Here is a 13,769-nt window from a genome sequence, read left to right on the forward strand (position 1 = left end):
TCGTATATCGTAAATAATTTTGTTTCTTATTATTTGTTATACCTATAATATTATTTATATTTACAATATTTTTGATGAAAAATCGTACATTCTTTCATTATGTGCTGCTATGTTTCTAAATAATGAACTTGCCCGTAAAAAAGTTTTTATAAAATTATTATTTAATTTAGGTAAATTTGTGTACTCATTTTTATACAAATTTCTAAAATGGCTTATTATTTTATTTTGTACTCTATTTTCCAAAATCAAATAAAATCTGCTCATTTCTCCAAATGTAAAAAAATTAATTACTATCCAAAATGGTATATTATCTTTTGTTGTACTATAATGCTTTATTATACTATTGCTTTTGTTATTTCTTAAAAAATTTAGTTTTTTTACTAAATGTGAAATGATATATATATTTTCATTTCTAACTCCAACATAATAATTATTAAGTTCCAAATAACTTTCTTTATTTGTATAACATTCCGAATAATAATATGCAATTGCCGTTTTAAAAGCTCTTTCCAATTGTGTCAAAACATCAAAAAACAACATTCTCAAACTTTTATCAAAATCATACAATGCTTTCAAATGATTAAAATGAACTCCCGATTTATAAATATCATTTCCATTTAAATCTTTCCCTTTTAAAAAAGGTTCTTTATAAAAATTTATGATGGAATAATAATTATACCTCATTAAATAATAAATTGTTTCATCATCAGTTTTTACCCGTAATTTACCTCCGTTTTCTCCATTTAAAATCTCAACTTGTTCCTTAAAAGTTTTAAATGGCTTATCCATTCCCTTTCCCCCTTTTATCTCAAAAATGCAAAAAAGCCCTATCAAAATTGAAAGAGCTTTTTCTACAGTCTACAACAACGCACAGTTAAGTGGGTTATTCTTGTAGTACGATCACTAAAATTATTATACTCTATATTTTGATATTTGTCAAATGTAAAAAACTTTTATTTTACTAAGTAAATTTTGGCAACTCTCTTAGTAACCAATCTGATTAAATCTTTCAGTTGTTTCTTATATTTTTTATATTTTCTTTCTATAAGTAAGTAATATCTTCCCTTGTTTTTTTATAAAAAATTAAATACTCTGAATATAATTTATTACTATTATAGAAGTTCTTCCCCCTAAATTTTCATTATGATTATAGTATAATAAACTTTTATAAGGATATTCTTTTTCTGAACAAGTAGATTTAAATTCCATATATTTCTTCAATTTATCTAAATACATTTTCTCAAAAAGAAAATTTTCCTTGTTGATATTTATATTATTTTTATCCACATCATTAACTAAAAAGGCAATTCTAACTACTTCATTATCAATTGTATTAATATATTTTTGACATTCTTTTTTCAAAATATCTTTATCTTTTTCTTCTATTTTTATTTTATCAATATAAATATTAAAAAAAATTTCAAATATTTTTATAGATATGATATTAAAATTTTTTTTAAGATTTTCACTTATTATATTCCTGTAATAATCGTGTAATGTCACTATATTATCATAATATTTATCTAATAGCGAAATAATATTTATAGACTTCGTATTAGTCGGTATATCATTTATTTTCTTTATTTTTTTATTAAAACCTTCAACTTTTTTTAATTCTTCATACCTAACATTAATGCCAACATACGAAAAACTATCTTTTATATCTGTCTTGATTATTAAAATTTCTTCTATAATAAGTCCTTGATGTTGCATATGATTTCTTAACAATTCCATTATTTGATATTCAATATTATCATCATAAAGAATATTAGTTTTCTTTTTAAATTTTTGTTTATATTCTGGATTTATACTATTTAAATCTTTTTGAACCTGATCTATATATAATCTTACACTACTCAAAAAATTAAATACTAATCTATTATACTGTATTATTTTTTTACTTATTAATTTTTTTAAATTACTTTCATTAGTTTGATTTTGGTCAATAATTGTATAAAAATGTTTTATTTCTTTTTTAAATTCTAAATAATTTTCTTTTAATATATTAAATTTTTCTTCTATCCATAAAAATTTTCTACACTCACTATACATTTTTTTTATCTCAATAAAATCCTGTTTTTTTATTTCTAAAAGAGGCCCTACTGCACAACCAACTTGAGCATAATATTCTTTATTTTCCATTTTTATAAATCACTCCTACTTAACTTTATTATACTATTTCAATACAAAAAATTTTATCCATAACATTTTTATGATTTTTTCCTAAATATCTAGCCATGAAATGTTCTATTTCTTTTTTATGATTATTATAAAATTTATCTTTCGTTTTAAATATTAATTTTATATTTTCATTATCCTTTATATTAAAATAGTCAAAAATCTCTTTTAAAGTTGAATAATCTGCATCTGCTAAACTATGCCCAAAAAAGATTATTTCTTCAAAATCTGTTATTTCACAATTTTTTATCAATAGTTTCCAATCTTTCTGTCCTTTTTTCAATTTTAAAAATTTTTCCAGTTCTTTTTTTCTATGGTTATTCTGAATTTGAATTTCATCAATTCCAAATATTACTAAATCTGTTTTTATTTCTCCATTTATATTTAACATATCTTTATAATTAAAATGTTTATTAGTTTCTAAATATTCTTTCAAATAAGTTGTATAATTAAAATTGATAATATACAGTTCATTATCTCCCATAATTTTTTTTATTTCTTTGTCTGAAATCTTTGGAATATTTAAATTTTCTACATATTTCAGAAAATCATTTTCAAAATAGTTTAAATATTCCATTAAATTAATAGTATATTTTTTATCAATATTTGATTTTTCATCATTTTTAGAAGTTAATCTTAATTTTTTTTTATCTTCTTTCGTTTTAAAATATAAATCTATTGAAAAAATATTTTCTAAAATGAAATTGATATATTCTATTTTTGTAATAATCCCATTACAGTAGCTTTCCCATAATTTTCTTTCTAATTTACCTTGGTTATATTCCTTTGTTCTTTTTATTATTAGATAATAAATTAAATCATACCTTTTTAAAATATCATAAGAATAATTATAATTTTTTAATTTTGATTTTTCAATAAAATTTTTTATCATATTTTTTATCTCATATTTTTTTTCAAAAAAAATAGATTTATTATTATTATATAAATAATTAATAATATCAATTATGTCTTCAACATAATTTACAATTTGTTCTTCGATTGAATACCAATTTTCATACTCAGGTTCAAGAAATAATAAAAATGGAATAAATAAACCAAATGAAATTAAAAAAGAGTTACTAAATTTTAGATTAACAAGAATATGACCTCTTAAATATTCTAGGCTGTGATCTTTGGTATGATCTTCTATATTATTGTCTATTCCATTTATAATTTGTTTGTTATAATTTATCATTTTTTCTATTCCAGTTTTTATATCATTCACATCAATAATAGAATTATCATTAATAATTTTTTCTATATCTCCGATTATGAATGTTTTTAATGTTTCCAATATTTTAGATTTTAAATAAAACTTAGAATTTATTTCATTGTTTATTATAATTTCAATATATTTTTTTATTTTAGTTCCAGAAGTATATTCAAAATAATCCCAATATCCAGTTTTTAAACCTAAATTTTTGTCAAATCCATTTCCTAATATAACTAATGATTTTTTCATTGAAAATTCCTCCAAATATAATTTCTACACCGAACAACTTATACACTCCTCAATAGTCGCCTTCCTAGTCCTAGTATAATAAAGCGACTTCAACCCCAGCCTATGTGCATAAATATAAAGCCTAGCCAAATCCCTAGTGCTGTCCGTACTCTTTGTATACAAAATAGTCGAAATACCTTGATCTACGTGTCTTTGGATTACAGAAATTAGTTTCAAGATATTTTTTTGATCCATATCGTAAGCGGACTTATAGAAAAAGTAGTTGTCGTTTGTCAGGTATGGCATTGGGTAGAAAGTTGTGCTGTCTCCGTATTCTCTTACTTCGATTGTGTCAACTACTGGCATTACTGAGGCTGTGGAGTTCATTATGTAGGATGTTGACTGGTTTGGAGCGATTGCCATTCGGTAGGCGTTGTAGATTCCATGTTTCATTACTTGTTCTTTTAGGTTTGCCCAGTCTTCTTTTGTTGGGATGTAGATTCCTTCAAATAGCTGTTTTATTTTTTCTGTTTGTGGCATATATTCTTTTGTAATGTATTTGTCAAAGTAGTTTCCGTTGGCATATTCAGATTTTTCAAAGTCCTTGAAAGTTTGGCCTTTTTCCTTTGCAATTTCCATTGAACGTTCCAATGAATAGAAGTTCACCATCATAAAGAATACATTACAGAAGTCAAGCGCTTCCTTGCTTTCATACATAATAAAGTTTTTAGCCAAGTATCCATGCAGATTCATTGCTCCCAGCCCTACTGAGTGCAGCTCGTCGTTTGCTTTTTTTATTGACGGAACAATATCAATGTTTGTCAAGTCTGATACCATTGTAAGTGAATCAATTGCCGCTTTTGTAGCTTCTTTTATTCTTTTGTTTTCCATTAATATCGCAATATTTAATGAACCTAAATTACATGAAATTCCACGTCTTATCGTATCTTCTTCATAATACGCATTAATATCTGAAACTTCTGATAATTGCATAATTTCAGTACAGTTCCCTAAAAGCATACCGTTAAACATTCCCATATGTCTTTTTTCTTCAGTAAAGCAATATGTATCGTAAACTCCATCAATTTCTTCTACAGCAGTTATTTTTTCAAAAGCGCAAGCATCTCTATTTGGAGTATGTTCCAAATCAAATTTCAATCTAAATGTTTCAAATCCTAACTCCACAAGTTTTTGTAAGTTTCTATGTGTTATAAGTAATCTATATAATGGCTTACATTCAAATTTTCCACATTCATCTGTTCCATTATTTAATGGCAGTTCTCTAATTTCAGTATCTCGCATTTTATTTATTTTTGAAAGAATACCAATTTCTTGAAGCAACAATCTAGTATTAGAAAGAAATTCTAAATTTGTTGAAGCTATTTGTAATGAATTATTTCCATTATTTTTTGAAACAGTGCCATCTGCATCTGCCAATCCGCTTAACCATTTAACAATACTTGAAATTTCATAGTTAAAAGGTACAAAAAATTTATCTTTCAGTCCCTTACAATAATTCAAAATTATTCTATCTTCATTTTCTGATTTACTGTATTCTAAATTATCAAATTTATCTAAAAGTTCTTTTTTTTCTCCATACAAATAAATCATTTTATTTGTAAGATTTTTTCTGTCTTTCACATCATATTCGCAACCATCACCTGAATAAAATCCATTTGCATAAGCATTTTCAAGTATTTCACGATTTTTATTTTCATACTTTGGCAAATCAAATTTTATAAGTCTGTCTCCAACTTTAAGTTCGTGCGCTCTTTTTTCAACAACTTTTTCATTTTCATCTTTAATATAAAATTTGTGATATGGTGTTACATCTACAGTTTGAAAATTGTCTGTACTAACTTTTAATAACTTTTGATCAGTTCCTGTTTTAATAACTGTAGTTTTACTCCATTCTTCTCCATTCCAAACATGAACTTTTTCATTTTCATGCTGTCCAATTTCTGTATAACCGTATTCTTTTGTTAAAATTTTTGTACACGGAGCAACACACAAATTTGAGAATTTAACTGCTCCAATCTCTTTCAAAGCATGTTCTTTATTTGCATTATCTTTAAAGAACAAATAAGGGTATCCGCTTTCTTTTTGCGTTTGAGAAATTTTTACAAGAAGTTCCCTTGCGTTTATTTTTTTCTTTTTAACATTTGGATTATCAACCAGTTTTTCATACATTTCGTTCATATCCATTTCATCCAAGTATTGTCCATATTCTAGGAATACTGTGTGTGGATTAAATGTATAGCAAACTTCATCTTCCATCGCTAATTGCATAAATTTATCTGGAACGATAACTCCAATTGATAGTGATTTTATTCTAATTTTTTCATCAACATTTATTTTTTTACTATCTAAAAATTCGTTAATGTCTGAGTGAAATACGTTCAAGTAAACTGCCCCAGCTCCAGCTCTTTGTCCCAATTGATTTGCATAAGAAAAAATATCTTCCAAAATTTTCATAATTGGTAAAACTCCAGAGGCCCTACCTTCTACACCTTTTATAGCTTCACCTCTTGCTCTAATTTTAGACAAGTTAATCGCAACTCCTCCACCAATTGAAGACAATTTCATAGATGAGTCAAAAATATATCCAATTCCACTCAAATTATCTCCCATTTCATCTAAAAAGCAAGAAACAAGTTCTCCCGATCTTTTTTTCCCAGAATTCAAAAAAGTAGGAGTAGCTGGTTGATACTCTTGATTTATTAACATCAAAGCATATTCTTTTGCTTTCTCAAAATTTCCTTGTGCCAAATACAACGAAACAGCTGAAACTCTATCCTCATATCTCTCCAAAAACTTCTCACCAGTGTCATCCATCAACGCATAACTTTGATAAAATTTCGAAGCACTCATAAATGAAGCGAATCTAAATTTCTTATCATAAACCATTTTAAAAAGCTCTTTAATTTCATCATGACTATACATTTTATAGAAGTCAATATAGTAGTCATTTTTTATCAAATATCTCATTTTTTCTTCTAAATTATGAAAAAACACAGTATTTTTATTTACATAATCCACAAAATATGAATAAACAGCTTCTTTATCCTTCTCAAGCTGAAAATCTTCACCTTTTTTAACCATTATTTCATTATTTAAGTATATCCACTTTTTAGCTCTATTATCAACCATTTTTCATCTCCTATTTATTATTTATAATTATTTTCCAGATAATTTATATAATTTTCCACTTCCGTATTAGTTCCCGACAATTCAAATTTCATTAAAACTGGAATTCCATATTTTTCCTGAATTTTATCAGCCGCTACTGCGAAAAATTGTCCCCAGTTTCTGTTTCCGCTGGAACTTACTGATTTTAATAGTTTACTGTTGTTTTCGTTTTGTAAAAATTCGTCTGTTGTTGTTGGAATTTCTCCAATTTTTGTTGTGAATGTCAGAAAATGCCCTTCGTTTTTGATTATCATAGTTGGATTTATTTTTATAAAATGCCAGTCTGGACGTTGTGATTGCATTTTTTTTATAAACCGCTCAACATTTCCTGTTTTTGAATCATAATATATATACATTGATTTCACCTTGCTTTTTGGCATTTATTCTATTTTTGACTGAATAAATGGCTAAAATTTTGTTTTGTTTTCCAAATTTTGACATAAAATATACTCAAAACTGAATATTTTAATAAAAATTGTTTTGAGTAGTATTATTAATTAATTTAAATTGTATTATTAGCTCAAATTATTTTTTAATTACATCATTGAAATAATTTCATTAATTTCTTCCGGCTTGAATCCAATTGTTCTTTTCACTTCTTCGTTTTCTTCAAATAAAATTACTGTTGGAACACTTCTCACTCTATATTTTACAGCCAATTCCGGATTATCAAAGGGATTTATTCTTTCATATTCTACACCTTTTTTATCTAATAAGTCCGACACCATTGCACATGGGTTACAGTCATTTTTTTCAAATTTCACTAATTTTTTCATTCTCTTTTCTCCTTTAAATTTATATATATTTTTTATTCATTACACAAAAAACACAATATATTGTGTTAATTTTGATTTTTTTATCGTATATGTAGTGTATCTTATTTTTAAATATTTTTCAATAAGATTATATTTAATTTTTGATTAAAGAGTTTTCTAAGTTGATAAATAAAGGGGTTTATTAATTATATATTTTATATATGGAAAATTGCTTATTTATTATTATTTGTAAAGATATAGGAAAAATAACAATTGGAGAAGAAATAATTAAAATGTATGAATTGATGAAAAATATAATTAATTTCTATATACACATAGATTTTTTTATGATAGAATAAAGTAATATAAATTTACTTACAGGAGTTGAGCAAATTATGGAAAATAAATATAAAAATTCATATAATTTATTACAAAATGATCTAAAAAATAAAATACTAATGCTGGATGGAGCAATGGGAACAATGATTCAGCGAGAAAATTTGACTGCTGATGACTTTGGCGGAGAAAAATATGAAGGATGTAATGATTATCTTGTACTGAAAAGACCTGATATTATTAAGAATATTCATAAAAAATATTTGGAAGCTGGAAGTGATATTATTGAAACTAACAGTTTTGGAGCTTTAGAAATTGTATTAAAGGACTATGACTTGGAAGACAAAGTTTTTGAAATAAATAAAAGGGCTGCAGAACTTGTAAATGAAGCTATTGCAGAATACAGAAGCGAACATCCTGAAGTTACACGAAATCTGTATATTGCAGGAGCTCTAGGACCTTCTAACAAGTCAATCAGTGTTACTGGCGGAGTTACTTTTGAAGAGCTTATTCATAATTATTATACCGCTGTTTCAGGGCTTCTGGCTGGTGGAGTTGACTTGATTTTATTTGAAACAATTCAAGATACAAGAAACTTGAAAGCAGCTTATTTGGGGCTTAAAAAGGCTATGGAAGAAAATTATACTGTTCCATTAATGCTGTCATTTACGATTGAAAGTACAGGAACTACGCTTGCAGGACAAACTGCAGATGCCTTTTATTATGCTGTAAATCACATGAATCCATTTTCTGTTGGACTAAATTGTGCGACTGGACCTGAATTTATGACTCAGTTTTTAAAAACATTGAATAATATTTCAAATACTTATATTTCAGTTTATCCAAATGCAGGATTGCCTAATGAAGACGGGGAATATGAGGAAACTCCAGACACATTGTCAGCTAAAATTGAGCCGTTTTTCCAAAATCATTATTTAAATATTGTTGGTGGATGCTGCGGAACTACCCCTGAACACATTCAAAGAATTAAGGAAAAAAGTATAAATTATGAGCCAAGAGTTATTGATAAAAATAAAGATTTTAACGATGTTTCTGGATTAATAGCTTTGGAAACACCAAAAGATCGTCCAGTTTATGTAGGAGAACGTACAAATGTAATTGGTTCACGTATTTTCAAAAATTTAATTGCCAATGAAAAATTTGATGAGGCGACTGAAGTTGCAAGGCTTCAAATTAAAGGGCGAGCAGATGTAATTGATATTTGTCTTGCGAATCCTGATAGAGATGAGATTGCCGATATGAAGTCATTTTTGGATAAAGTGGCAAAATTTGCAAAAATTCCGCTTATGATTGACTCGACTGATATAAATGTCGTTAAGGAAGGGCTTACTTACTTGCAGGGAAAAGGGATTATAAATTCAATTAACCTTGAGGATGGAGAAAAGAAATTTGCTGATATGGCAAAAGTTATTAAGGATTTTGGGGCTTCTGTCGTTGTTGGACTAATTGATGAGGAAGGTATGGCTGTTTCTGTTGAGAAAAAATTGAAAGTTGCCAGAAGAAGCTATGAACTGCTTACAAAAAAATATGGGATTGACGAAAGGGATATAATTTTTGACACATTAGTCTTCCCAGTTGCAACAGGAGATCAAAAGTATATCGGCTCTGCTACAGCAACAATTGAGGCAATTAGACAAATTAAAGCAGAAATGCCGAATGTAAAGACAATTCTTGGAGTGAGCAACGTTTCATTTGGACTGCCAATTGCTGGAAGGGAAGTTTTAAACACTTATTATATGCAAAAGGCTTATGAGGCTGGACTTGATTATGCGATTATAAATACAGAAAAAGTTATTCCGATGAATGAAATTTCAGATGAAGAAAAGGAACTGTCAGAAAACATTTTATTTCATACAAATGATGAAAATGTATCAAAATTTGCAAATTTCTATCGTGAAAAAAAGGCTGCAAAAAAAGTTGCTGATACAAGTAACCTAACTACTGAAGAAAAAGTTGCAAACTTAGTTGTAGAAGGAAGTAAAAAGGATTTGACAATTTTACTGGATGAATTATTGAAAAAATATTCACCAATTGAGATTATAAACGGGCCTTTAATGACTGGAATGGATGAAGTTGGAAGATTATTTAACAACAATGACTTAATCGTTGCTGAAGTTCTGCAAAGTGCTGAAGTTATGAAAGCTTCTGTTTCACATCTGGAACAATTTATGAAGAAAGATGAATCATCTGTAAAAGGAAAAGTAATTATGGCAACTGTAAAAGGGGATGTCCACGACATTGGAAAAAATCTGGTTGGAATAATCATTGGAAATAATGGTTACGAAGTAATTGACTTAGGGATAAATACTCCTGCCGAAAAAATCCGTGAAGCAATTATTGAACATAAAGCAGACTTTTTGGGCCTTTCTGGACTTCTTGTAAAATCTGCCACAGAAATGGTAAATACTATGGAAGTTCTGCGTGAAGCTGGAATTGATATTCCGATATTCGTGGGAGGTGCGGCACTTACAGAAAAATTTACTGTAAATAAAATTGAGCCTGCCTATAAAAATAATATTGTAATTTACTCAAGAGATGCAATGACTGCACTTTCTGATTTGAATAAAATGATTGATGAAAAAAAATTTGAAGAATTTAAGAAACACTTGCAAAAACGTAGAGAATTAGTAACAATTAAAGATGCGAAAAAACTTGAACAGCTGAAGGTTAAACCGACAGTAAGTGATATTAAAGATGCTGATGGAACATTCGACTTTTCAAAAGTTGAACTGCCAAAATATAACTTTGAAAAAATTTACAAGTCGCAAACTTTAAATAAGCAAATTTTAACAAATATAAAGGCAAAGGATGTATTTCCATTTGTAAACTTGCAAATGCTTATTGGAAAACATCTTGGAATGAAATGGATTGTAAATAATTTGATTGAAAAACAAGATCCTAGAACAATAAAACTATACAATGAAATTTTAGACATTGTCGAAAATGGCGATGAATACTTTGATATAAAAGCTATTTATAAATTTTTCCCTGCACGTAGAAAAGCTGGAAAAAGAAAAGATGACTTTAAAATTGAAATTCTATCAGACGATTTGTCAACAGTTTTGGAAACTTTTGATTTTCCAAGACAAAAATATGGACAATATTTATCGCTAAATGATTATGTAAGTCCGGAAGGAATCGACTACATCGGATTTTTTGTCGCAACTGCTGGAGAAAAATCAAGACTTGTTTCCAATGAATTAAAGGAAAAAGGCGAATTTTACAGAGGACATATTGTAAATTCTATTGGACTGGAGCTTGCCGAAGCAACATCTGAATATATTCACAAAATGATGCGTCAAGATGTTGGAATCATTGACAAAAATATCTCTCTAAATGAGATTTTAAATGCCCAATATCAAGGAAATCGTTATTCTTTCGGCTATCCAGCCTGCCCAGACTTAAGCGACCAAAGAAAACTGTTTAATTTATTGAAACCAGAAAGATATGGAATTACATTGACGGAAGAATTTATGATGTATCCGGAAGCGACAGTAAGTGCAATTGTATTCTCACAACCGTTCTGTAAATACTTTAATATGTAGTTTTTTTGAAATTTTACAACTGTAAGTGAAGTGTGTTATTTTTAAATATTGTAATGCACTTTGCTTATTAAAGAAGAAAATCAGATGGGATAAAATAAAAAAAAATTGAAATAATCAACAAAAATAAAGAAAGTTTGTACTATTTCTCATTTAAAAAGTAAAAATTATATTTTAAATATTTACTAACAAGGAGCTTTGACTCCTTGCTAATAAAAAATTTATAAAAAATTTATTCAAAAACTTCTGTTGCATTCGGAACTTCATTCCCCAATGCTACATTTAATGCCACAATCGCTACTTCCAACTGACTTTCATCAGGTTCTCTCGTAGTAATTTTTTGCAGCCACATCCCTGGAACTGCAATTATCTTGGCAAAAACATTATCCAAATGGTAACTTGTCCAACGTTGTATTTCATACGAAAGTCCAGCTACGAAGGGAACAAATAGAATTCTTGTTACTAACTTGTAAATTATCATTGAAAAATGTCCAGTTGGAACTTTAAAAAATAAATCTACTGTTGAAAACACTAGAATACTTATAAACATTACAAGTAAAAGAAAACTTGTACCACATCTTGGGTGAAATCTTGTACATACTTTTGCATTTTTAGGTGATAGTTCCTTTTCCATTTCATAATTCATAATACTTTTATGTTCTGCCCCATGATACTCAAAAACTCTCTGAATATCCTTTAAAAACGAAATTCCATAAATATATCCCAAAAAAAGCACCAATTTTATAACAGCTTCCACAATATTAGCCTTTAAAACACTATCTTTAAAGAAAAATCCCCCAATAGCCGATGGCAACCACATAAACACAGCAATTCCCAATAAAACCGAAGTCATAACAGTAAATCCAACCTGCTTATCCGTCAATTTTTCCTCTTCATGCCCAGCTTGATTTGATGCAAAAATAAGCTCCTTTGTTCCAACAACCATCGCATCATAAAGTGCTATAACTCCCCTCACAAAAGGTACCTTCAACCATTTATTACTTTTTTCAGTAAGTGCTATCTTTTTATAAACAATACTTCCATCCTGCTTACGAACTGCTGTTGCAATCGCCTTAGGTCCTCTCATCATAACACCTTCCACAACAGCCTGTCCTCCGACAGTTACTTTTTTATCTCTCATTTTTACCTACTTTCTCATTTTTTTATTTTGATAAGGACTCAAAATCCTTTTAGTGCTTATTTTCTTAAAATTTACTCTCTATCAATTACCGCTCTATTTTTTATTCTTTTCAATGATTTATTAATATGTTCAGCCTTATATTTGCTAACTCCCTTTATTTTAGCAATATCTGAAGCTGTTGACATTAAAATTGACTGAACGTTTGAAAATTCCTTTACTAGAATTTCTCTATCTTTTTTACTTATTTTTGTTATATTGCTTAAGAGTCCATATCCACGTGGCTCTATTTTTTCATCAAGATTTATAATATTTGTATCAAAACCAAGTAGACAAACTATTTTTTCATCATCCAGTAATTCCTCTTTTGTCAAAGATTTTACTCTTAATCCAATTTTTTCAGCCGTTTCATTACTTATTTTATAATCTTTTATTAATGCATCAAAACTCTCGTTTTTATTTAACATTATTTCTTCATACTGGATTTTTATAAGCCGTCCTTCACTCCCAAGTTCTGCCATATATTCAATTAATTCTTCTGACATTCTGAAAAGTAATCCATACATTCTAACACATTCTACAATATCATAAAGAGTTACCATATTGTCAAACTCAAGAATTGATAAATTCACATGATTTTTTTCAATCGCAAGAGAATATTTCTCAAGAGCAGTTATCGCCTGCGAAGATTTAGTCAGTAAATCCCCAATTTCATTTAATAAATATCTAAATTTCCCGTAATATATTGTTATTTTATTTCTTCTTTCAGAAACTGCCACAACTAAATTTCCCTTTTGTTGTGCAATTCTATGTGCCGCCTGATGTCTTGTTCCACTTTCATCTGTTTCTATCGAATAATTAGGCTGCAACTGAATATTTGCCCCATAAATTGTCTTTATATCCTCAGATAAAATAATTCCACCATCCATTTTAGATAACTCATAAACTTTTTGTGGCGAATAAACTGTATTTAACTCAAATCCACCTCCCATTACATCTTTTAAATTATTAGGATTTCCCAAAACAATTAATGCTCCCAGTTTTGCCTCCTGAATTTTATCAATTGCTTCTCTCAATGCTGTTCCAGGTGCTACCCTGTCAAATATATGCTCCAATATTTTCTTCTTATTAACTACCTTTTTTACCATATTTCATCCTTTCGCCCTTTT

At 27.9% G+C, this 13,769-nt stretch carries 9 protein-coding genes; 1 reads left to right on the forward strand and 8 read right to left on the reverse strand.

Going from position 1 to position 13,769, the window contains the following annotated elements:
- Positions 1 to 60 precede the first annotated feature (60 nt).
- The 6 genes from FVE73_RS05405 to FVE73_RS05430 form a co-directional block, all read right to left on the reverse strand.
- Complete coding sequence (locus tag FVE73_RS05405) at positions 61 to 789, reverse strand: Abi family protein (protein WP_232058541.1); 729 nt, start codon at positions 787 to 789, stop codon at positions 61 to 63.
- Between the two features lie 294 nt (positions 790 to 1,083).
- Positions 1,084 to 2,142 (reverse strand): hypothetical protein, encoded by a 1,059-nt coding sequence (locus tag FVE73_RS05410; protein WP_018498037.1) that lies wholly within the window; start codon positions 2,140 to 2,142, stop codon positions 1,084 to 1,086.
- A gap of 28 nt (positions 2,143 to 2,170) precedes the next feature.
- A complete protein-coding gene (locus FVE73_RS05415) occupies positions 2,171 to 3,640 on the reverse strand; it encodes an AbiH family protein (RefSeq protein WP_018498038.1) in 1,470 nt (489 codons plus the stop codon).
- A 24-nt stretch (positions 3,641 to 3,664) separates the two neighbouring features.
- On the reverse strand, positions 3,665 to 6,769 hold the full coding sequence (locus tag FVE73_RS05420; RefSeq protein ID WP_026239000.1) for a ribonucleotide reductase N-terminal alpha domain-containing protein: 3,105 nt from the start codon (positions 6,767 to 6,769) through the stop codon (positions 3,665 to 3,667).
- A 17-nt stretch (positions 6,770 to 6,786) separates the two neighbouring features.
- Entirely contained in the window at positions 6,787 to 7,164 is a 378-nt protein-coding gene (gene nrdI / locus FVE73_RS05425) for a class Ib ribonucleoside-diphosphate reductase assembly flavoprotein NrdI (protein WP_018498039.1), read from the reverse strand.
- 180 nt (positions 7,165 to 7,344) lie between these two features.
- Positions 7,345 to 7,584 (reverse strand): thioredoxin domain-containing protein, encoded by a 240-nt coding sequence (locus FVE73_RS05430; protein ID WP_018498041.1) that lies wholly within the window; start codon positions 7,582 to 7,584, stop codon positions 7,345 to 7,347.
- 374 nt (positions 7,585 to 7,958) lie between these two features.
- Here FVE73_RS05430 and metH point away from each other — a divergent pair, with 374 nt between their 5' ends.
- The gene (metH, locus tag FVE73_RS05435) at positions 7,959 to 11,465 is read left to right on the forward strand and encodes a methionine synthase (RefSeq protein WP_018498043.1); all 3,507 of its coding nucleotides are present in this window, start codon (positions 7,959 to 7,961) and stop codon (positions 11,463 to 11,465) included.
- A gap of 229 nt (positions 11,466 to 11,694) precedes the next feature.
- Here metH and FVE73_RS05440 read toward each other — a convergent pair whose 3' ends face one another.
- Both FVE73_RS05440 and disA read right to left on the reverse strand, forming a co-directional pair.
- Entirely contained in the window at positions 11,695 to 12,603 is a 909-nt protein-coding gene (locus tag FVE73_RS05440) for a DUF1385 domain-containing protein (RefSeq protein ID WP_018498044.1), read from the reverse strand.
- Between the two features lie 71 nt (positions 12,604 to 12,674).
- The gene (gene disA, locus FVE73_RS05445; RefSeq protein ID WP_018498045.1) at positions 12,675 to 13,748 is read right to left on the reverse strand and encodes a DNA integrity scanning diadenylate cyclase DisA; all 1,074 of its coding nucleotides are present in this window, start codon (positions 13,746 to 13,748) and stop codon (positions 12,675 to 12,677) included.
- Positions 13,749 to 13,769 lie beyond the last annotated feature (21 nt).

This window comes from Leptotrichia wadei (genome assembly GCF_007990545.2).
In the GTDB taxonomy this organism is placed as follows: domain Bacteria; phylum Fusobacteriota; class Fusobacteriia; order Fusobacteriales; family Leptotrichiaceae; genus Leptotrichia; species Leptotrichia wadei.

Coding starts and splice junctions, on each gene's coding strand:
- FVE73_RS05405 (WP_232058541.1), bottom strand. CDS start 789: ATGGATAAGCCATTTAAAACTTTTAAGGAACAAGTTGAGATTTTAAAT.
- FVE73_RS05410 (WP_018498037.1), bottom strand. CDS start 2,142: ATGGAAAATAAAGAATATTATGCTCAAGTTGGTTGTGCAGTAGGGCCT.
- FVE73_RS05415 (WP_018498038.1), bottom strand. CDS start 3,640: ATGAAAAAATCATTAGTTATATTAGGAAATGGATTTGACAAAAATTTA.
- FVE73_RS05420 (WP_026239000.1), bottom strand. CDS start 6,769: ATGGTTGATAATAGAGCTAAAAAGTGGATATACTTAAATAATGAAATA.
- nrdI (WP_018498039.1), bottom strand. CDS start 7,164: ATGTATATATATTATGATTCAAAAACAGGAAATGTTGAGCGGTTTATA.
- FVE73_RS05430 (WP_018498041.1), bottom strand. CDS start 7,584: ATGAAAAAATTAGTGAAATTTGAAAAAAATGACTGTAACCCATGTGCA.
- metH (WP_018498043.1), top strand. CDS start 7,959: ATGGAAAATAAATATAAAAATTCATATAATTTATTACAAAATGATCTA.
- FVE73_RS05440 (WP_018498044.1), bottom strand. CDS start 12,603: ATGAGAGATAAAAAAGTAACTGTCGGAGGACAGGCTGTTGTGGAAGGT.
- disA (WP_018498045.1), bottom strand. CDS start 13,748: ATGGTAAAAAAGGTAGTTAATAAGAAGAAAATATTGGAGCATATATTT.